Annotated in this window: 12 protein-coding genes; 8 read left to right on the forward strand and 4 right to left on the reverse strand. The window is 71.6% G+C overall.

Annotated features, from left to right (window positions below):
- Positions 1 to 459: 459 nt before the first annotated feature.
- The 5 genes from DEJ49_RS29435 to DEJ49_RS29455 all read left to right on the forward strand — a co-directional run bounded on the left by DEJ49_RS29435 (position 460) and on the right by DEJ49_RS29455 (position 11,572).
- Positions 460 to 8,394 carry a non-ribosomal peptide synthetase gene (locus DEJ49_RS29435; protein ID WP_150186907.1) on the forward strand — a complete coding sequence of 2,645 codons (7,935 nt, stop codon included), beginning with the start codon at positions 460 to 462 and terminating at the stop codon, positions 8,392 to 8,394.
- Between the two features lie 65 nt (positions 8,395 to 8,459).
- On the forward strand, positions 8,460 to 8,714 hold the full coding sequence (locus DEJ49_RS29440) for a phosphopantetheine-binding protein (protein WP_190329484.1): 255 nt from the start codon (positions 8,460 to 8,462) through the stop codon (positions 8,712 to 8,714).
- Positions 8,711 to 9,904: an acyl-CoA dehydrogenase family protein gene (locus tag DEJ49_RS29445; RefSeq protein ID WP_150186909.1), complete on the forward strand. Its 1,194-nt coding sequence runs from the start codon at positions 8,711 to 8,713 to the stop codon at positions 9,902 to 9,904. Before DEJ49_RS29440 ends, DEJ49_RS29445 begins: the two co-directional genes overlap by 4 nt.
- Before the next feature lies 1 nt (position 9,905).
- On the forward strand, positions 9,906 to 10,988 hold the full coding sequence (locus DEJ49_RS29450; RefSeq protein ID WP_190329485.1) for an HAD-IIIC family phosphatase: 1,083 nt from the start codon (positions 9,906 to 9,908) through the stop codon (positions 10,986 to 10,988).
- Complete coding sequence (locus tag DEJ49_RS29455) at positions 10,985 to 11,572, forward strand: 1,2-dihydroxy-3-keto-5-methylthiopentene dioxygenase (RefSeq protein ID WP_150186911.1); 588 nt, start codon at positions 10,985 to 10,987, stop codon at positions 11,570 to 11,572. Before DEJ49_RS29450 ends, DEJ49_RS29455 begins: the two co-directional genes overlap by 4 nt.
- 33 nt (positions 11,573 to 11,605) lie before the next feature.
- Here DEJ49_RS29455 and DEJ49_RS29460 read toward each other — a convergent pair whose 3' ends face one another.
- Positions 11,606 to 12,781 (reverse strand): magnesium and cobalt transport protein CorA, encoded by a 1,176-nt coding sequence (locus DEJ49_RS29460; protein ID WP_150186912.1) that lies wholly within the window; start codon positions 12,779 to 12,781, stop codon positions 11,606 to 11,608.
- Positions 12,782 to 13,000: 219 nt separating this feature from the next.
- Between DEJ49_RS29460 and DEJ49_RS29465 the strand changes: the two genes are divergently transcribed.
- The gene (locus DEJ49_RS29465) at positions 13,001 to 14,176 is read left to right on the forward strand and encodes a winged helix DNA-binding domain-containing protein (protein WP_150186913.1); all 1,176 of its coding nucleotides are present in this window, start codon (positions 13,001 to 13,003) and stop codon (positions 14,174 to 14,176) included.
- Between the two features lie 79 nt (positions 14,177 to 14,255).
- On the opposite strand, the gene DEJ49_RS29470 is transcribed toward DEJ49_RS29465, so the two are convergent.
- Together DEJ49_RS29470 and DEJ49_RS29475 are read right to left on the reverse strand one after the other, a co-directional pair.
- Complete coding sequence (locus DEJ49_RS29470; protein ID WP_150186914.1) at positions 14,256 to 14,924, reverse strand: response regulator; 669 nt, start codon at positions 14,922 to 14,924, stop codon at positions 14,256 to 14,258.
- Positions 14,888 to 16,159, reverse strand: coding sequence for a sensor histidine kinase (locus DEJ49_RS29475; RefSeq protein WP_150188550.1), 1,272 nt, complete (start codon positions 16,157 to 16,159; stop codon positions 14,888 to 14,890). The genes DEJ49_RS29470 and DEJ49_RS29475 overlap by 37 nt, the downstream gene beginning before the upstream one ends.
- Before the next feature lie 279 nt (positions 16,160 to 16,438).
- On the opposite strand from DEJ49_RS29475, the gene DEJ49_RS29480 reads away from it, so the two are divergent.
- Together DEJ49_RS29480 and DEJ49_RS29485 are read left to right on the forward strand one after the other, a co-directional pair.
- Positions 16,439 to 17,218 carry an ABC transporter ATP-binding protein gene (locus DEJ49_RS29480; protein ID WP_150186915.1) on the forward strand — a complete coding sequence of 260 codons (780 nt, stop codon included), beginning with the start codon at positions 16,439 to 16,441 and terminating at the stop codon, positions 17,216 to 17,218.
- Between the two features lie 5 nt (positions 17,219 to 17,223).
- Complete coding sequence (locus DEJ49_RS29485; RefSeq protein ID WP_150188551.1) at positions 17,224 to 19,782, forward strand: ABC transporter permease; 2,559 nt, start codon at positions 17,224 to 17,226, stop codon at positions 19,780 to 19,782.
- Positions 19,783 to 19,836: 54 nt separating this feature from the next.
- Here DEJ49_RS29485 and DEJ49_RS29490 read toward each other — a convergent pair whose 3' ends face one another.
- Positions 19,837 to 20,703: a helix-turn-helix transcriptional regulator gene (locus tag DEJ49_RS29490; protein ID WP_150188552.1), complete on the reverse strand. Its 867-nt coding sequence runs from the start codon at positions 20,701 to 20,703 to the stop codon at positions 19,837 to 19,839.
- Positions 20,704 to 20,725 lie beyond the last annotated feature (22 nt).

Here is a 20,725-nt window from a genome sequence, read left to right on the forward strand (position 1 = left end):
CCCGCGCCGGACCGATAGAGCGGGGGGAAACTGGGCGTCGGTGTGCCGCACACACCGGTCAAGAATGTCTTGGGCAAGCGCGCACGGACAGGAAACGGCGCGTGTCGTCAAGGTGGCCCAAGAAGTTGGGAAAGAACGTCAGCTCGGCTTGTTCACCCGATTCGCCGGGCAATGACCCGCCGATGGGCCAGATGTGCCTGCCGCGCCCCACTGAGGAATGTCTGCACAGCCCCCTCCTCCGCTCATAGAGCTCCCCCCGTATCGGAGCCATGACTTAAAAGGACAGTACAACCGGCACTGCGAGCTGTACATGTGACCCCCGTCACAAGAGTGCGCGGGGCGGGTCGGAGCGCCGGTTGTGGTGCAATCAATGCGACCGGGACCTGTCGGCGTGATGTGTGATTATGTGGACCGCCCGGCGAGTGCCGGGGTGGACGCACGTCACTGCGGGGGACTTGGATGACTGGTCCGGTCGATGAGCAATGGCCCTTGACGGCAGCCCAGTCAGGGGTGTGGTTTTCTGCTTCCCTCGGGCCCGATTCCTCGGTCTACAACGTCGGTGAACGCGTAGAAATCCACGGACCGATCGATCCGGAAATTCTCGGAAAGGCGTACGAGGCGGCTCTCGCGGAAGCCGACACTTTGCGGCTGGCCGTCGTGGAGGGACCGGAAGGACCGGTTCAGATTTTCGACCGCGCCGACCCGGTGCCTGTTCGGCGACTCGATTTCGCCGGTCGGGAGGGGGCGGCAGCGGCGGCCGAAGCGTGGATCGCGTCGGACGTGCGGTCCGCGTTCGATCTCGCACAGGGACCGTTGTACGCGCCGGCGCTGCTCACCGTCGGACCGGACTTCCATATCCTCTACAGCCGTTACCACCACGTCGTCATGGACGCCTGGAGTTCCGCGCTGATCACCCGGCGCACCGCCCGGCTCTACTCGGACGCGGTGGCGGGTCGGCCGGACAGCGGCACTCCGCTCTCCCCGTTCCGTGACCTGGTGGAACGTGAGGCGTCCTATCGGGGCTCGGAAGAGTACGAGGACGACCGGCGCTATTGGCTGAAACGGATGCGGGACGCACCCGACCCGGTCACGCTCTCCGGCCGCCCGTACCGCGCACCCCAGAACATTCTCCGCAGGCGGACCACGCTCGACGCGGGCGTTTCGGAGCGTTTGCGTTCCGCCGCCGCCGAATTGGGCGTCAGCCTTTCGGTATGGGCGGTGACAGCGACCTCCGCATACGTGAGCGCTGTCACCGGAGAAAGCGCCATAACCGTCGGACTTCCCCTTTCCGGCCGCCTCGACGAGATCGAGCGGAATACGCCGGGAATGACGGTCAACGTCGTTCCCCTGCACATCACGGTGCGCCCGGAGATTTCCCTGCAAAAGCTCGCGAGGAAAGTCTGGGCGCAGACGACGAGAGCGTCACGGCACAGCCGTTTCCGCATGGAAGATCTGCGCCGCGAACGCATGGGTGTGTCCGGGGACAACCTTCCTTACGGCCCCGTGGTCAATGTCATGGCATTCGATTACGGAATCCTCTTCGACGGCCACCCCGCAAAGGCGAGCAGCCTCTCGCAGCGTCACACGGACGACTTCTCCTTCGCCTTCTACGAAGGCGAGCACGAGGGCCCCATCGAGCTGTACTTCGACGCGAACGACCAGATGTACAGCCGGGCGGAAATGGACGCCCATGTCGAGCGTTTCCTGCTTTTCCTGGAACGCATGGCGGAAACTCTCCCGGACCGGCCGATCGGCTCGATCAGCCTCCTCGGCGCCGGTGAGCGCGAGCGCGTCCTGGAGGTGTGGGGCAGCGGTCGCGCGGCGCAGGTGCCGGACGTCACGGCGTCGGCCGCGTTCGAGGCACAGGTCGCGCGGACACCGGACGCCGCGGCGCTGGTGTCGGCGGACGGCGGCACGGTGTACTCGTACGCCGAACTGAACGCCCATGCGAACCGTGTCGCGCGCCTTCTGGTGGAACAGGGCGTAGGCCCCGAGCAGTTGGTGGCTCTCGCGCTGCCGCGGTCCCCCGATCTGATCGTGGGCGCGCTGGCCGTGCTCAAGGCGGGCGCGGCCTACTTGCCGCTGGACGTGGAGTATCCGGCGGAGCGGCTTCGCTTCATGGTCGGAGACGCCCGCCCGAGCGTGCTGCTCGTGAACTCCGACGCGGTCCCTGCCGGGTTGGCCGACGACGGCTCCGTGCTCTCCTTGAGCGATCCGGTGGTTGTGGAGCGGCTGGCGGCTATGCCGGTGGCTTCAGCCACAGATCTGACGGACGCGGACCGTCTGGCGCCGTTGGACGCGGATCATCCCGCGTATGTCGTCTATACGTCGGGTTCGACCGGTACCCCTAAGGGTGTGGTGGCGCAGCATGCGGGGTTGGTGAACCTTGCGCTTGCGCAGAGCGCTCTGTGGGGGATCGGCGCGGGCAGCCGCGTGTTGCAGTTCGCGTCGCCGAGTTTCGATGCGGCCGCGTCGGAGGTGTTCACGGCGTTGCTGACGGGGGGCGCCCTGGTGGTGGCGGACGCCGATCGGCTCATGCCCGGGGACTCGCTGTCGTCCACCTTCGTCGAGGCGGGCGTTACTCATTGCACGCTTCCGCCGTCCGCGCTGGGCGTTCTGGATCCGGCGAAGGTGCCGGGTGCGTTGACGTTGGTCGTGGCGGGTGAGGCCTGCGATCCGGGTGCGGTGGGGCGTTGGTCTGTTGGGCGGCGGATGTTCAATGCGTACGGGCCGTCGGAGGCGACGGTGTGTGCGACGGTGAGTGATCCGTTGGCGGGGGCGGTGGTGCCGCCGATTGGCGGGCCGATCGCGAACGTACGGACGTATGTGCTGGATGCGGGGCTGGCGCCGGTGCCGCCCGGGGTGCCGGGTGAGTTGTACGTGGCCGGGGCGGGTGTCGCGCGTGGGTATCTGAACCGGCCGGGGCTGACCGGGGAGCGGTTCGTCGCCGACCCCTTCGGGCCCGCCGGATCACGGATGTATCGCACGGGCGACCTGGCGGCCTGGAACGACGACGGTTCCCTGCGTTTTCTGGGGCGTACGGATGACCAGGTGAAACTGCGCGGTTTCCGTATCGAACTGGGGGAGGTCGAGGCGGCGTTGGACGCCGCCCCCGGTGTCGCGAGTGCCGCGGCGGTCATCCGCGAGGACCGCCCCGGCGACCGCCGTCTCGTCGGCTATGTCGTCCCCGACGGGGCTCATGGCGCTGACGGCGTCGTTGGCGTCGACGTCGATCAGGTGAAGAAGGCGGTTGCCGCGCGGCTGCCCGACTTCATGGTCCCCGCGGCCGTCGTCGCCATCGACGCACTGCCCCTTACACCGAGCGGAAAGGTGGACCGCAAGGCGCTGCCCGCCCCCGACTACATCGGTACGGGGACGTCGTCGTCGCGGGCGCCCCGCGACGCACGCGAGGAAATCCTGGCCGCACTCTTCGCGGACGTCCTCGGCGTCGGCCGAGTCGGAGTGGAGGACAGCTTCTTCGAGCTCGGCGGGCATTCGCTGCTTGCCATGCGCCTCCTCGGTCGCATACGCGCCGTCATGGGCGTGGACCTGGCGATCCGTGACCTGTTCGCGGCGCCGACGATCTCCGCCCTGGCCCGCACGGTCGACGCGACGACGCACCCGGTGGACCGACCGGCCCTGGCCCCGGCCACGCGCCCCGACCGCATGCCGTTGTCGTTCGCGCAGCGCAGGCTGTGGTTCCTGTACCGCCTTGAGGGGCCCAGCGCGACGTACAACGTGCCCATGGTGCTGCGCCTGTCCGGCGCCCTGGACGTCGATGCTCTGCGCGCCGCGCTGAACGACGTGGTGGCGCGGCACGAGGCGCTGCGCACCGTCTTCCCGGAGGTGGACGGGCAGCCGTACCAGGACATCCGGCCGGCCGCCGACGCGCGGACGCCGATGGATGTAGGGGCGGTCACCGAGGCGGAGCTGTCCGGCGCCGTGGAACGGGCGGTCCGCCGGCCCATCGACCTCGCGACCGAACTGCCGCTGCACGTCTCGCTGTTCACCGTCACGGACGCCGTCGACGAGCACGTGCTCGTTCTGGTTCTCCACCACATCGCCGGAGACGGCTGGTCGATGAGTCCCCTGGCCGGCGACCTCGGCGCGGCCTACGCCGCGCGGTGTGCGGGACGGGTGCCGACGTGGGCACCTCTGCCGGTCCAGTACGCCGACTACACCCTGTGGCAGCGCCAAGTGCTCGGGGACGAGAGCGACCCGTCGAGTGTGTTGACCGCTCAACTGGGCTACTGGAAGCAGGCGTTGGCCGGGCTGCCGGAACGCCTGGAGCTCCCCACCGACCACCCGTACCCCGAACAGGCCGGGTACGAGGGCGCGACCGTGCCCGTGTCGGTGGACGCCGATGTCCACCGGGCACTGGTCGAACTCGCGCGGTCACGGCAGACGACCGTGTTCATGGTGCTGCAGTCCGCGCTGGCCGTGCTGCTGCACCGGCTCGGCGCGGGCACGGACATCCCCCTGGGGACGCCGGTGGCGGGCCGCGGCGAGGAAGAGCTCGACGACCTGGTCGGCTTCTTCGTGAACACGCTCGTGCTGCGCACCGACCTGTCCGGCGACCCCACCTTCACCGAACTCCTCGACCGGGTCTGCGCGACGAACCTGGGTGCCTACGCTCACCAGGACGTGCCCTTCGAGGGCCTGGTGGAGGCCCTGAACCCGAACCGGTCCCTCGCCCACCACCCGCTCTTCCAGGTCATGCTGGCCTTCAACAACGTGCCGCGCACGACGCCGGACCTCGTCGGGGTCGAGGTGACGCCCCGGACCGTGCGCGTCCAGGCCGCCCGGATGGACCTGTCCGTCAGCCTCGCCGAACAGCACGATGCCGACGGAGTCGCCGACGGGATCAGCGGTGTGATCTCGTACCGCACCGACCTGTTCGAGCACGGCACGGTCACCGCGATGGCCGAGCGGCTCGTCCGCGTGCTCGCGAGCGTCGCCATCGACGCGGAGCGGCGTGTGGGCTCGATCGAGGTGCTGTCGGGCGAGGAGCGGCACCGGCTCCTGGAGGGGCGGAACGACACGGCGGTGCCGGTGCCCCGCGCCACCGTGCCGGAACTCGTCGAGGCCCGGGCGCAGGCCGCGCCGGACGCGGTCGCCTTGATCGCCGGCGGAGCCGGTAGTGCTGACAGCGGCAGCCTCACGTACGGCGAACTCAACACCCCCGCCAACCGGTTGGCGCACCATCTGATCGGGCAGGGCGTCGGCCCCGAGCACATCGTCGCCCTCGCCCTGCCCCGCTCGCCGGAACTGATCACCGCTCTCGTCGCGGTGCTGAAGACCGGCGCCGCCTACCTGCCCATCGACACGGCCTACCCGCCCGACCGCGTCCGCTTCATGCTGGAGGACTCCCGTCCCGCCCTCGTCCTGACCCGCACCACCACCAGCGCGCTGTGGCCCGAGGACACCCGTACGGTCTTCCTCGACGACCCCGCCCTCCAGGATCGGTTGTCCATCCGGCCGGGCACCGACCCGACGGACGCGGACCGTCTGGCCCCACTGGATCCCGATCATCCCGCGTATGTCGTCTATACGTCGGGTTCGACCGGTACCCCTAAGGGTGTGGTGGCGCAGCATGCGGGGTTGGTGAACCTTGCGCTTGCGCAGAGCGCTCTGTGGGGCATCGGCGCGGGCAGTCGTGTGTTGCAGTTCGCGTCGCCGAGTTTCGATGCGGCCGCGTCGGAGGTGTTCACGGCGCTGCTGACGGGGGGCGCGCTGGTGGTGTCGGAGGCCGATCGGCTCATGCCTGGGGACGCGCTGTCGTCCACCTTCGTCGGGGCGGGCGTCACCCACTGCACGCTCCCTCCCTCCGCGCTGGGCGTCCTGGATCCGGCGAAGGTGCCGACCGCGATGACGTTGGTCGTGGCAGGCGAGGCCTGTGACCCGGGCACCGTGGGGCGTTGGTCCGCGGGGCGGCGGATGTTCAATGCGTACGGGCCGTCGGAGGCGACGGTGTGTGCGACGGTGAGTGATCCGTTGGCGGGGGCCGGGGTGCCGCCCATTGGCGGGCCGATCGCGAACGTACGGACGTATGTGCTGGATGCGGGGCTGGCGCCGGTGCCGCCCGGGGTGCCGGGTGAGTTGTACGTGGCCGGGGCCGGTGTCGCACGCGGTTACCTGAACCGACCGGTGCTGACCGCGGAACGGTTCGTCGCCGACCCCTACGGGCCCGCCGGATCACGGATGTACCGCACGGGCGACCTGGCGGCCTGGAACGACGACGGCACCCTTCGCTACCTAGGACGCACCGACGACCAGGTCAAACTGCGCGGCTTCCGCATCGAGCTCGGCGAGGTCGAGGCGGCACTGTCCGCCGGCCCCGGCGTCACCGCCGCCGCTGCCGTCATCCGCGAGGACCGCCCCGGCGACCGCCGTCTCGTCGGCTACGTCATCGCCGAAGGCGCTGATGGCGCTGACGGCGCCGTGGGCATCGACATCGACCAGGTCAAGAAGACCGTCGCCGTGCGGCTGCCCGACCACATGGTCCCCGCAGCCGTCGTCGCCATCGACGCACTGCCCCTTACACCGAACGGAAAGGTGGACCGCAAGGCGCTGCCCGCTCCCGACTACGCGCCCACCACCCGTACCCGCGCCCCGGGCACCCCGCAGGAGAAGGCCCTGACCGACCTCTTCGCGGACGTCCTGGGGCTCGACCCCGACCGGGTCGGCGTCGACGACAGCTTCTTCGCGCTCGGCGGCGACAGCATCAGCTCCATCGTCCTGGTCAGCCGCGCCCGCGAACACGGGCTCGACCTGTCGCCGCGTGACGTCTTCCGGCACCAGACGGCGCGCCAACTCGCGCATACGACGCGCAGGTTGGCGGGCGCAGGACACGCTCCGGAGGGCGACGACGGAACCGGCACCGTACCGTTGACGCCCATCATGCGGTGGCTCGTCGAGCCGGAGCACACGTACGAGGAGTTCTTCCAGGCGCGGCTCGTCCAGGTCCCGGCAGATGTCGGACATGAGCAGCTCGTCGAGGTGCTTCAGGCCCTCGTCGACCGTCACGACCTGCTGCGGGCACGTCTGACGCGCGAGGGAGACATCGGCGACGGCGACTTGGTCCTGTCCGTCCCCCCGGCACGGAGCCCCCACGCGCTCACCGCCGACTCGGCCCTTACGCGGGTGGACTGCGCCGACGTGACGGACAGCGAGCGCGAGCGGCTGCTCGCCGAGCACGCCACGCTCGCGCGGGGCCGTCTGGCGCCGCGCGATGGGGTCATGCTCCAGGCCGTCTGGTTCGACCACGGACCTGAGGTGCCGGGCCGTCTGCTCCTGACGGTCCACCACCTGGTCGTCGACGGGGTCTCCTGGCGCATCCTGCTGCCCGACCTGGCCGCCGCGGGCGCGGCGGTGCTCGACGGTCGTACACCGGACCTCGCCCCCGTTCCCACCTCCTTCAAGCGCTGGGCGGAGCAGCTCCACGTGCTGGCGGCCGAACCGCGCACCACGGATGCCCTGGGGCACTGGACGGAGAGTCTGACCGGGTCCGAACCCGTCCTCGGCCGTCGTCCGCCGAGCCCGGACGAGGACACCGCGGCACGGCTCGACACGTTGCGCGTGACGGTTCCGGCGGACTTGTCGGAGGCGCTGCTCACCCGGGTGCCCGACACGCTGCACGCGGGTGTCGAGGACGTGCTGGTGACGGCGTTCGTGCTGGCGGTGAACCAGTGGCGGACCGCGTACGGCGTGCCGGGCGGCGCGTCCAGCGCGACGTCTCTCCTGGTCGACGTCGAGGGGCACGGGCGGGAGGACCTGTTCCCGGGCGCCGACACGTCACGGACGGTGGGCTGGTTCACGGCGGTCGCGCCGGTGCGGCTCGATCCCGGCAGGGTGTCCTGGGGCGAGGTCCGGCGCGGCGGCCCGGCCGCCGGGCGGGTCCTGCAGCGCGTCAAGGAGCAGCTGAGTGCCGCGTCGGAGCAGCGCATCGCGTACGGCCTGCTCCGCCACCTCAACCCGGAGACCGCGCCGGGCCTCGCCGCGCTTCCCGGCGCGCAGGTGGCGTTCAACTACTTCGGGCGGACCGGCCGGAACCGGTCGAACCCCGAGGGCGACTGGCTGCAGGTGGACGGGTTTACGCCCACGGGCGGCCTCGACCCCCGGATGCGTCTGACGCACGCGCTGATGGTCAACGCGGCCGCGACGGAGGGTCCGTCGGGGCCGGAACTGTCCGCGACCTGGTCGTGGCCGCGCGACGTGCTGACGCGCGGGGACGTGGCACAGCTCGGCGAGGGCTGGGTCACCCACCTCAAGGCGCTGGCCGCCCACGCGGACGGGCCCGACGCCGTCGGCCGGACGCCGTCGGACCTGTCCCTCGTCAACCTCAGCCAGAGCCAGATCAGCCGACTTGAGAAGAAGTGGCGCGGCAGGCGGTGACGCCACGCGCGTCGACGCCACGCCACCGCCCCGTAAGAACATGTGAGTTGGAGTGTGATGTTGCAGTGACTGCCGTCTACGAGGACGCAGCCGTCCGGTCCCGCGTGCTCGACTTCCTGTCGCGGTACGTGGACGACCCCGCCGAGCTGGAGGGCATCCAGCTGATCACCGGCGGGGTGCTCAGCTCGCTGGCGACCGTCGCGCTCGTCAGCCACCTGGAGAAGGAGTTCGGCGTCGACATCGACGACGACGACCTGGAGATCGAGAACTTCGACACGCTGGACAGCATCGTCGGGTTCGTGCAGGGGAAACAGGCATGAGCGGACCGCCGACGGCCACGGGCGAGCTGGGGCGCCTGCTGCTGCCGCTGGCCGACGAGATCGAGGCGGCGAAGACGGTCCCCGCGCACGTCTTCGAGGCGGTCGCCGCGTCCGGCGCGCTGGCCGCGATGGTGCCCGAGGCGTACGGGGGACGGCCGCTCGGCCATCTCGAGTACGGCGAGCTGAACCGGGCGGTGGCCCGTACGTCGGCGTCGCTGCAGAGCCTGCTGACCGTGCACGGAATGGTGTGCGCGAGCCTGAGCCGCTGGGGATCGCAGGGCCTGCGGCAGCGTCTGCTGCCGCGCCTCGCTTCCGGGGAGCTGGTCGGGGCGTTCGGCCTCACCGAGGACGGCGCGGGCAGCGACGCGCAGGCGGTCGGGACGACGGCGACACCGGAGGAGCCCTCGACGACGGCGCCGAAGGGCGCCGACACCACCGAAACCGTCTGGCGGCTGGACGGCACGAAGCGCTGGCTGTCCTTCGGGCAGCTCGCCCACTGCTTCCTGGTCTTCGCCAAGCACGGCGACCGCAGCGTGGCCTTCCTCGTCCAGCGGGACGACCCGGGCGTCACGGTCGTCCCGAGCCGGCCCACCAGCGGCTTCCGCAGCGCCATGCTCGCCGACCTCCACCTGGAGGACTGCCGCGTGCCCGCCGACCGCATGGTGGGCAGGCCCGGCTTCGGCGTGTCCCAAGTGGCGGGCGGCGCCCTGTCGTTGGGGCGGCTCTGCGTGGCGTACGGTTCACTCGGCCTCGCCGAGGCGTGCTGCGACGCGATCCTCGCCCACACCAGCAGCCGCAAGCAGTTCGGCGGGCGCCTCATCGACCTGCAGCTCGTCCGCGGTCTGATCAGCGACGCCGTGCTGGACACCGAGGCGGCGCTGCTCCTGTGCGAGCAGGCGGCCCGGGCCATGGACACCCAGGACGACTGGCTGATCCAGCACGTCCTCACCGCCAAGCTGGCCGCGTCCCGCGCCGCGGACCGCGCGTCGGCCGCCGCGGCCCAACTGCACGGCGCCGCGGGCATGGTGGAGGGCGGGCCCGTCGACCGCTGGGTGCGGGACGCGCGGGTGATGCAGATCATCGAGGGCAGCACGCAGCTGCTCCAGGACCTTCTGGCCGACGAGAGCCTGCAACGCTTCCGGGTACGCAGGCGCCACCCGCAATATCCGTTCGAAGCAGGCAGGAGCTGACGTGCCTAGTGAGCTGGTCAAGTGTGTCGTCTGGGACCTGGATGACACCGTGTGGGAGGGCATACTCTCCGAAGGCCCCGGGGTGAAGCTGCGCCCCGGCATCCGTGAGCTGATCGAGACGCTCGACGAGCGCGGCATCCTGCAGTCGATCGCCAGCAAGAACGACGAGAAGGCCGCCCTCGACGAGCTCGAACGGCTCGGCATCCGCGAATACTTCCTCGTCCCGCACGTCTCGTGGCAGCCGAAGTCGGCGCTGATCCAGAGCATCGCCGAGCGGCTCAACATCGGCATCGACACGCTGATGTTCGTGGACGACTCCGCCTTCGAGCGCGCCGAGGTCGAGTTCGTGCACCCGCAGGTGCGGTGCGTGGACGCCGCCGAGACAGCGGACCTGCTGGACCGCCCCGAGCTGACGAGGCCGGTGACCGAGGACGGGCGCGCCCGCCGCATGCTCTACCTGCAGGCGGAGGAACGCAAGGCCTACGAGACGTCGTTCGCGGGGCCGCAGGTCGAGTTCCTCAGGTCGCTCGACATGCGGCTCACGATCGCGGTGGCCACACCCGAGGACCTGGAACGCGCCGCCGAACTCACGGAACGCACCCACCAGTTGAACACGACCGGCCTGACGTTCTCCAAGGCGGAGCTGCGCGAACTGATGGAGCGCCCCGACCAGACCCTCCTGGTCGCCCGCCTCACCGACCGCTTCGGAACGTACGGCACGATCGGTCTCACGCTGGTGGGCAGGACGCCCGACGAGTGGCGGATTCGCCTGTTCCTGATGTCCTGCCGCGTGATGGGCCGCAACGTCGGAGGCGCGATCCTGCGCTACCTGGCACAGTCGGCCGAGGCCGAACAGGTGCGCCTGACGGCGGACTTCAGGCCCACGGACGTCAACAAGGCGATGTACACGGTGTACCGCCTGGCAGGCTTCAAAAAGACCGCAGTCGAGGACCCGGGGGCGGAGGGCTCAGGGCACGACGCCTCCGTGAAGGTACTGAGAATGGCCACCGGCCTGCCACACACCTACCCCGACTACCTCACCCTGTCGCTGCCCGAGGACCACGCGTTGAGGAGTGCGCCGTGACCCTGCTGATCACGTGGCCGGAGTCCGGCCCCGAAACCGTCGTACGCCGCACTGTCGACCCCGGTGAGATCGCCGCCGCGCTGGCCCCCGCGGGCGTGCGCTACGAACAGTGGCCGCTCCGCGACGGCCTCCCCGAGGACCCGGACCCCGAGATGGTGCTGAGCGCGTACCGGAGCGAGGTGGACGAGCTCGCAGCCACCGAAGCCTTCAAGACCATCGACGTCGTGGGACTGCGCCCTCGGCGGGAACTGGGGTGGCGCCTGACCGCCAAGGCCGAGCGGAAGAAGTTCCTCAGCGAGCACACGCACGACGACGACGATGAGGTGCGGTTCTTCGTCGCGGGCGCCGGCGCGTTCTACCTGCACGTCGGACATGAGGTGCACGCCGTGCTGTGCGAGGCGGGGGACCTGCTGGGGGTGCCGCGGGGGACCAGGCACTGGTTCGACATGGGGGCCACACCGTCGTACACCGTCATTCGCTTCTTCCACGACGAGGACGGCTGGATCGGCAACTTCACCGGCAGCGACATCGCCCTGAGGTTCCCCGACTTCGACGGGCTCATGGCGGCGCGCAAGCCCGGCTGAGCCCGGCGCCCCCGCGCCGACGCCCTGCCCCGGCTACAACCAGTCCCGCCGCTTGAAGATGAAGTACAGACTCACGCACACCACCGCCATCAGCAGGATCGCGAAGGGATACCCCGCCGCCCACTTCAGTTCCGGCATCGTCTCGAAGTTCATGCCGTAGATCGTGCCGACCAGGGTGGGGGCGAACAGGATGGCCGCCCACGATGAGATCTTCTTGATCTCCTCGTTCTGTTCGAAACCTGCTTCCGCCAGTGCCCGCATTTCCGCGTTCTGCTGTTGGGTCACCAGGGTCGCGTTGACCGTGAGGATGTCCGCCAGGGCCTGGCGGAAGCTGTCGACGCGTTCGCTGGTGTGGGTGACGTGGTCGGCCACGTCCCGTAGGTAGCGCTGGAGTTCCTCGTCCGTGCCGTACTTCGCGAAGCCGGCCATCAAGGAGTGCAGCATGCTGACCAGGGGGCGGGTCGCGCGTTGGAACTCGACCATTTCGCGGGAGAGTTCGTAGATGCGGCGGGAGACCTCCGGGTCGCCGCGGAAGACCTCGGTCTCGATCTCGTCGATGTCGTTCTGGACGCCGGCGACCACGGGGACGTAGCCGTCGACCACCGCGTCGAGGATCGCGTAGAGCACCGCCTCCGGGCCCAGTTTGAGGAGGTCGGGGGTTTCTTCGAGGCGGCGGCGGACGCCGGACAGGTCGGGGGCGGCGCTGTGGCGGACCGTGATGACGAAGTCGGGGCCCACGAACACGTGCAGTTCGCCGAAGTCGACCTCTTCGGGGGCGTCGAGGTAGCGGGCGGCGCGGAGGACGACGAAGAGCGTGTCGCCGTAGCGCTCCAGCTTCGGGCGTTGGTGGGCCTCCATCGCGTCTTCCAGGGCCAGCTCGTGGAGGTCGAATTCCGCGGCCAGGGAGAGGAGCTCCGCCTCCGTCGGGCGTGCCAGGCCGATCCACGCCATGCCGTCCGGCTGCTCGCGCAGCTCGCGGAACGTGTCCGCCAGGGAGGCCGGCGTCGCCACACGGACGCCGTCGCGGTACAGGGCCGCCTCGACGATGCCGGCCGCGGGGGGATGCGGGGGCCGGGGTGCGTCCGGTGCCGGTTGCTGGGAGTGGGGTGTCGGGGGTGGGGGAGCGGTGGGGCGTGTCGCGCGGCGCCATGTGTGCTTTCTGGCGTTCGCGTTCGCGTTCGGGTCGGGGCGGGCTCGGCGTTCCGTCATGGCGGGCGGCCACCTTCGATCGGCGAGGTCCCGCGTTCCGCGGACCGGACCCGAGCAGGATATGCGGCCCTTGTCCTGTGGAGCGGGAGCGGCACCCACGGGTGCTGATGGGCGGCGACGGATGGCGACCGGCGGTGACGGGTGGCGAACAGGGCTGTGGCGCACGGGTGCCCTCGTCGCGGACCGTACCTGTCCGCAACCACCGTTAGCGTTCCGTCCATGACGAACACGTCGGCCTCGCGCCCGGCAAGCCCTGTCCTGGGAGCCCGTGCCCTCAACCGTGCCACCCTCGACCGGCAGCTCCTCCTGCGCCGGTCCCACGATCTGTCGGTCCGTGAAGCCGTCAGCCATCTCGTCGGCCTCCAGGCGCAGAACGTCAAGCCGCCTTATTACGCCCTCGCCGCGCGCCTCGCGGATTTCCGTCCCGGCGAGCTCTCCGCGCTCCTCGACACACGCGAACTCGTACGTATCGTCACCCTGCGCTCCACCATCCACCTGCACACCGCCGCCGACGCACTCACTCTGCGGCCCCTTGTCCAGGACGCGCGTGAGGCGGAGTTGTCCGGGTTCCGGAAAGGGCTCGGCGGCGTCGATCTGGCGGAGCTCGCGGAGATCGCGCGTACGGCCGTCGAGGCCGAGCCGCGCACGATGAAGCAGCTGCGCGAGGTGCTGCTCGTGCGGTGGCCCGATGCCGACCCGCAGTCCCTCGCCGTCGCCGCCCGCTGTCTCCTGCCGCTCGTCCAGGTCACCCCGCGCGGGCTGTGGCGGCGCAGCGGGCAGGTCGCGCTCACCACGATCGGGACGTGGGTCGGGGAGCGGGTCGAGGGTGACGGTTCCTTGGACGCCGCGTCCGGTGGCGGGGCCCTCGACGACGCCGTCCTGCGCTACCTCGGCGCCTTCGGGCCCGCCTCCGTCAAGGACATGCAGACCTGGGCGCGGCTCACCCGGCTCCGGGACGTGTTCGAGCGGCTGCGGCCCCGGCTGCGTACGTTCCGCGACGAGAACGGCGTCGAGCTGTTCGACCTGCCCGACGCGCCTCGCCCCGACCCCGACACCCCCGCCCCGCCCCGCTTCCTCCCCGAGTACGACAACCTTCTCCTGTCGCACGCCGACCGGTCCCGTATCATCCCCGCCGCCTACAAAGGACGTACGTGGAAGGGGAATGTCCCTTACTGCGTCTTCCTGCTCGACGGGGTCCTCGCCGGAGTGTGGCGGCTTGAAGAGGACCGCAAGTCCGGGGCCGCCGTGCTCACCATGGAGCCGTTCGGGCGGGCGCCCGGACGCGCGCAGCGGGAGGAGTTGGTGCGGGAGGCGGAGTGGATGCTGACGCGTATCGCGGAGACGTCGTCCTCGTACGACATTCGTTTCGGGAGTGTCATCGATGGTGACGGGTGACGGGTGACGGGTGACGGGTGACGGGTGACGGGTGACGGGTGATGCGTGACGGGTGATCGGTGATGGCTGAGGGCTTACGTCACGCCCGCAAGTACGTCAGCACCGCGAGCACCCGCCGGTGCGTCTCGTCCGTCTGCGGCAGGTCCAGCTTCGTCAGGATGTTGCCGATGTGCTTGCCGACCGCCGCGTCGGACACCACCAGCTCCCTGGCTATCGCACCGTTCGACTTGCCCTCGGCGATCAGCGCGAGCACCTCTCGCTCGCGCGGGGTGAGCTGTTCCAGCGGGTCGCGGCGGCGGCGCAGCAGCTGACGGACCACCTCCGGGTCGACCACCGTCCCGCCGTCCGCCACCTTGCGCAGCGCCTCCACGAACTCCTCGACCTGGCCGACGCGGTCCTTGAGGAGGTAGCCGATGCCCGTTCCGTCGCCGGAGTCCAGGAGTTCGGCGGCGTACGACCGCTGCACGTACTGGCTGAGGACCAGGACCGGGAGCGCGGGGCGGCGCTCGCGCAGCCGTACCGCCGCGTGCAGGCCCTCGTCCTGGAAGCCGGGCGGCATGCGTACGTCCGTGACCACGATGTCGGGGGCGTGCTCCTCGACCGCGGTGACCAGCGCCCGCGCGTCCCCGACGGCCGCCACCACCTCGTGGCCGCAGCGGGCGAGCAGACCGATGAGGCCCTCGCGCAGCAGCACGCTGTCCTCGGCAAGTACTACGCGGAGCGGTCGGCCGCCCTGGTCAACTCGCAAGGAAACTCCACACGCAACAGGGTCGGGCCGCCCGGCGGGCTGGTCAGGGCAAGTCTGCCATCCAGGACCGACACGCGGTCCGCGAGGCCCGTGAGGCCGCTGCCCGCCGCCGGGTCCGCGCCGCCGCGACCGTCGTCGTGCAGCTCCAAGTGGAGGCGTCCGGCGCGATGCCCGCCGGATATCCGCGCGCGCGTCGCCCCGCTGTGTTTCTCGATGTTGGCGAGCGCCTCGCAGACCACGAAGTACGCCGCCGATTCGACCGACCGGGGTGCCCGGTCCGGCAGTCGCAGAGCTACGTCGACGGGGACCGTGCAGCGGTCGGCGGCGTCGGCGACGGCGGCTTCGAGGCCGTAGTCGGTGAGGACCTTCGGGTAGATGTCCTGGATGAGTTCGCGCAGTTCCGCGAGCGCTGCCCCCGCCTCGCCGTGCGCCTTGGCCAGCTGGTCGGCCAGCGGGCCCGGCGGGGCGTCGAGCCGGGCCAGGCCCAGGGTCATGGACAGGGCCACGAGGCGTTGCTGGGCGCCGTCGTGCAGATCGCGCTCGATGCGGCGCCGCTCGGACTCGAAGGCGTCCACCAACCGGGCGCGGGAGCGGGCCAGTTCGACGACCTTGGCGTCGAGCTCGCCCTCGGGCGGGGCGAGCAGGAGCCGGGTCAGGCCGGCGCGGGCACCCGCCGCGGCGCCGAGCACGTACGCGCAGAGGGCCAGCAGGAGCAGGCCGAGGACAGCGACGGCGTACGCGGTCGGCCACGAGGTCACCGTCCACTGCTTCAGGACCTTCGCCTCGTGGCCCCCGCCGACCGTGGCCATCAGCAACGGCGTCGCGACCACCGACAGCGGCAGGAACAGGGCGACCACGACCGCCGCGGCGTCGACCGGCCACAGGAGCACGGCGAACAGCAGGGCGTACCCGAGCTCCCGCCACGTCATGTGTTCGCGCAGCCGCGTCGTCAGCCATGAGCGCAGACCCGGCTCGGGCGGCACCTGGTGGCGTCCCGCCGCCGGGGCGCGGTGCATCAGGCGGAGCCTGCGCCGTTCCATGCCCGCCACCGGGATTCCGCCCAGCGCGGCCACGACGAGCAGCGGCAGCCCCACCACGACGAGGGTGAGCGCGCCGCAGACCGCCGCCACCACCACGATCACCACCAGGGTGAGGACGCCGGCCACCGCGCCGGTGAGCAGATACGCGGCGGAGCGCCAGGGCCAGGCCGACAGGACGAAGCCGGGCCGGGACATGGCCTGCCACACGGTCCCACGCGTCACGTCGGGCCGCCTCACGTTCGGCTGCCTCACGTTGCCCTGCCTGACGTTCCCTTGCCTCACGTTCCGAGCGTGCATGCGCAGACTGTACGGGGACGGCATCCGCCGCTGCCATCGGGCCGGGACCCGTGTCCGGGGTATGCCTGGCCCTACCTCAGGTCTCGTTCCTGGCGTACTGCGCACCGAGTGGCCGCGGGGGTTGGGTTGGGGCACCGACGACGAGCCGAGGAGCGAGCGATGCCGGTGGAGAGACGTATGAGGAACGACGATGCCGTCCGATTGCGGGCCGTGTCACGGCGGTTCGGCTCCGGCGGTACGGCCGTCACCGCCCTCGACGACGTATCGCTCACGTTTCCCAGGGGGACGTTCACCGCCGTGATGGGACCGTCCGGGTCCGGCAAGTCGACCCTGCTGCAGTGCGCCGCGGGCCTGGACCGGCCCACGTCCGGGTCGGTCACCGTGGGCGGTACGGAGCTGGCCGGGCTGAGCGAGACCCGGCTGACGCTGCTGCGCCGCGAGCGCATCGGCTTCGTGTTCCAGGCGTTCAACCTGCTGCCCTCGCTGACCGCCGAGCAGAACGTGGCCCTGCCGCTGCGTCTCGCGGGGCGCCGGCCGAAGAAGGCGCAGGTGCGCGAGGTGCTCCGGCAGGTCGGACTCGGTGACCGGGCGCGGCACCGGCCGACGGAGCTGTCCGGCGGCCAGCAGCAGCGGGTGGCCCTCGCCCGCGCGCTGATCACCCGGCCCGACGTGCTGTTCGGCGACGAGCCGACCGGCGCGCTCGACTCACGGACCGGCCGCGAGGTGCTGGCCCTGCTGCGCGGCCTGGTCGACCGCGAGGGCCAGACGGTCGTCATGGTCACGCACGACCCGGTGGCCGAGGCCCACGCGGACCGTGTGATCTTCCTCGTCGACGGACGGGTGAACGGTGAGCTGAGCGGGGTCGATGACTCTCGCCTCGGCGAACACTCGCGCCGCGCCGCCTTCGCCGAACTCATCGCCGCCCGTATGACCAACCTGGAGGCGGCACCGTGCTGAGCGCCATGCCGGGCACCACGCTCCGTAGCCTTCGCCACCGCTGGCCCACCTTCGTCGGCAGCTTCGTCGCCCTCTCCCTGGGCGTCGCTCTCATCGCCGCCATGGGACTGGCCCTGGCCTCCTCGCGGGACGCACCGGCACGCGGCCCCGAGCGGTTCGCCGCGGCGCCCGTCGTCGTGAAGGGACAGGACACCCTCACGGTGCCCACCTCGCCGGACGGCCGCACCCGCACCCGCACCCACGAGCTCGCGCAGCCGCGCCCCGTCCCGGACGCCCTGGTCGCGAAGTTGCGCCACCTCGGGACCGTCGTCCAGGACCGGTCGTACGCCGTGCGGGCGGAGCGCGGCCCCGCCGACCTGGTGGGCCACCCCTGGTCGACCGCGGCCTTCGCGCCGTACGAACTGGACGCGGGACGCGCACCCCGCGCCGCGGACGAAGTCGTCGTCAGCGGGGACTGGGCCCGCCCCGGCACGCGGCTGCGGACCGGCGACGGCACGGTGCGCGTCGTCGGCACCGTGGCGGGACTCGGCTTCGAGAACGCCATGTTCCACACCGACGCGCGCGCGGCCCAACTGGCGCCGCGCAGCCTCCAACTCGTGGTGGACGCCGACCCGGCAGCCGTGCGGAAGACGCTACGTGGCAGTGGCAGTGGCAGTGGCAGTGGCAGTGGCAGCGACCGCGGCGGAAGCGGCGTACAGGTTCTCACCGGTGACGCGCGCCGTCACGCCGACGCCGACCCCGACCGGGACAGCGAGGCGCTCACCGCCCTGAACGCCATGTTCGGCACGGCGGGCGGCGTCTCCGGATTCGTGTCGGTGTTCGTCGTGGCGTCCACCTTCGCCTTCGCGGTGGCCCAGCGGCGCCGCGAGTTCGGACTGCTGCGCACGGCGGGGGCGAGCCCGGGGCAGATCCGCCGCATGGTCGCGTCCGAGGCGCTCGTGGTCGGCGTGCTCGCGTCGGCCACGGGGTGCGTGCTCGGCTCCTACGGCGCGCCGAAGCTCGCCGCCTGGGCGGTCCAGGAGGGCCTCGCGCCCCGCTGGTTCACCATCGGCGACCACACCTGGCCCTACCACGCGGCGTTCTGGACCGGCCTGCTCGTGGCCCTGTGCGGTGCGCTTGCCGCGTCCTGGCGTGGGGGGCGCACCGGCCCCACCGAAGCGCTGCGCGAGGCGTCCGTCGACACCCGGCCCATGACGTGGGGCCGTTGGCCGACCGGCTCGGTACTCCTGGCCGCCGCCGCGGTGACCCTGGTCCTGGCCCTGGTGACGGCTCCGGGCGAGCTGCTGCACCGCAAGACCTACGTGAGCCGACCCATGCTGCTGATCGCCGCGGTCGCGCTGCTCGCGCCGGTCCTTGTACGGCCGCTGGCCCGGCTGGTCGCCTGGCTGCCCGCCCGGCTGCCGGGCGCGGGCGGGATGCTCGTACGGGAGAACGCCGCCGCCGGGGTGCGCCGTACCGCCGCCGTCGCCGCTCCCGTGCTGGTCACGGTCGCGCTGGCCGGGTCGCTGCTGGGCGCGACGGCGACCCTCGGCGGGGCGAGGACGACCGAGATGCGGGAGCGGACGTCCGCCGACTTCGTGGTCACCCCGACGGGCGACGCGGGAGACGCAAGTGGTGCGGGCGATGCCGCCGCGCGCCACGCGGGCTTCGACGAGGTGACGCTGAAGCGGCTTCGCGCGGCCGTCCCCGACGGCACCGACGTCTCGGCGAGCTCGTCGGGCGCCGTGTACGTCCTGGAGGACGGCGTGGCGCTCATCAAGTCCGGTGCCAGAGCCGTCGAACCGGGACCGTTCGCCGCGACATCCCGCCTCCCGCTGGCCGCGGGGAAGGTGAGCGACCTGGACGACGACTCAATCATCGTCAACGAGGAGTGGGCGCGGCACACCGTGGGTGAGCGGGTGGACGTGTGGCTCGGCGACGGGACGAGGAAGTCCCTGCGGATCGCCGCCGTCATGACCACGGGCACGGGCGACAACGGCGCCTACGTCACCCCGCGCAACGCCTCCACGGCCCCCGTGGACCGCGTCGACGTACGCCTCTCGGCAGGTGCGGACCGGGCCGCCGTGGCCTCGGGTCTGCGCGAGGCGGTGCGGGCGTCGGGCGGCAAGGTGTTCACGAAGGAGTCGTGGGTGCGGGCGACGTCCCCCGAGACCAACCGGACGACCCGAATGGGCCTCTTCATGGTCCTCGGGATCGCCCTCCTCTACACGGGCATCTCCCTGGCCAACACGATGGTCATGGCGACCTCCGACCGGATCCGTGAACTGTCGGTGCTGCGTCTGGCCGGCGCCACCGGGTGGCAGGTGCTGCGCCTCGTGGCGGGGGAGGCCCTGATGGTGGTCGTGGTCGGCGGACTGCTCGGCGCGCTGGTCGCCGGGCTCAACCTGGTGGGCATGTGGGGCGCGCTGGGGCTGCTCTCGGTGTGGACGCCCGTCGTCATCCCTTGGCCGACGCTCGGAGGCATCCTGTGCGCCTGCGCGGTGCTCGCCGTGGTCGCGTCGGTCGCCCCGGCCGGTCTGGCGCTGCGGGGCGGGGCGCTGTCGAGGCCGGGCATACGTAAGTGAAGTGCTGGAACGTCACGTGCCGTCACGTCGGGGCGGGCCTCCCGGCACGGGGCCCTAGGGCAGCAGCCCCGCCCGGCGCGCGGCCACCACCGCTTCCCAGCGCGTGTGCGCGCCCAGCTTCCGCATGGCCGAGCGCAGGTAGCCCTTCACCGTCTCGGGGCGCAGGCCGAGGCGTTCCGCGGCCGTCGCGTTCGTCACGCCGCCGGCCACGCAGGACAGCACGTCGACCTCGCGGGGAGCGAGGGCCACCGGGCGGTCCCGGGCGTGGTCGGGGAGCAGCGTCGCCGATTCCAGGCGGCCGCACACCGCGAGGAGTTCCGCCCGCAGGGACGCGTCGGTGACCCGCGGAGCCAGCGCCCGCAGCGCCCCGTGCGCCTCCCGCACCTGCTCCCACGCCTCCGGCCCCGGCCCCGAACCCGAAGCCGCGCCCGCACGCGCCCCCGCACCCCGAGCCCCCTCCGGCCCCGCCACCGCCTCCCGCGCCGCCGCCAGCAGCGACCGCACCTCGTCCCGTACGACCAGCGCCTGCTCCACGTCGCGCGCCGCGGCCACCGCCGCCGACAGCGTCCGGTCGCCGAGCGGCTGGGCCGCGCGCAGCGCGCCGTACAGGACTCCGCGCACCCGGCGACGTACCACCACCGGTACCGCGAGCACGGACCGCAGGCCCTCCGCCGCGACCGCCGCGTCGTACTCGTGGCTGATGTGCCGCGACACGTGGTAGTCGGTGACAGCGCAGGGCCGGGACAGGGCGACCGCCTTGCCGCCGAGGCCGTTCCCGGACGAGATGGCGAGGCCCTGCAGCGCGCGCGTGCCCGTGCCGACGAGTTCGCCGATGCGGACCTGGCGCGGCCCGTCGAGAAGACCGCCGAACGCCACCGGCAGCCCCGTGCCGCGGCGCAGCCGCAGCAGAGCGGCCCGCATCTCCACCGTCTCGCCGCCGTCA

It is taken from the genome of Streptomyces venezuelae, from assembly GCF_008642335.1.
In the GTDB taxonomy this organism is placed as follows: domain Bacteria; phylum Actinomycetota; class Actinomycetes; order Streptomycetales; family Streptomycetaceae; genus Streptomyces; species Streptomyces venezuelae_F.

Coding starts and splice junctions, on each gene's coding strand:
- DEJ49_RS29460 (WP_150186912.1), bottom strand. CDS start 12,781: ATGACGGAACGCCGAGCCCGCCCCGACCCGAACGCGAACGCGAACGCC.
- DEJ49_RS29475 (WP_150188550.1), bottom strand. CDS start 16,159: ATGTCCCGGCCCGGCTTCGTCCTGTCGGCCTGGCCCTGGCGCTCCGCC.
- DEJ49_RS29435 (WP_150186907.1), top strand. CDS start 460: ATGACTGGTCCGGTCGATGAGCAATGGCCCTTGACGGCAGCCCAGTCA.
- DEJ49_RS29445 (WP_150186909.1), top strand. CDS start 8,711: ATGAGCGGACCGCCGACGGCCACGGGCGAGCTGGGGCGCCTGCTGCTG.
- DEJ49_RS29480 (WP_150186915.1), top strand. CDS start 16,439: ATGAGGAACGACGATGCCGTCCGATTGCGGGCCGTGTCACGGCGGTTC.
- DEJ49_RS29465 (WP_150186913.1), top strand. CDS start 13,001: ATGACGAACACGTCGGCCTCGCGCCCGGCAAGCCCTGTCCTGGGAGCC.
- DEJ49_RS29485 (WP_150188551.1), top strand. CDS start 17,224: ATGCCGGGCACCACGCTCCGTAGCCTTCGCCACCGCTGGCCCACCTTC.
- DEJ49_RS29490 (WP_150188552.1), bottom strand. CDS start 20,703: ATGCGGGCCGCTCTGCTGCGGCTGCGCCGCGGCACGGGGCTGCCGGTG.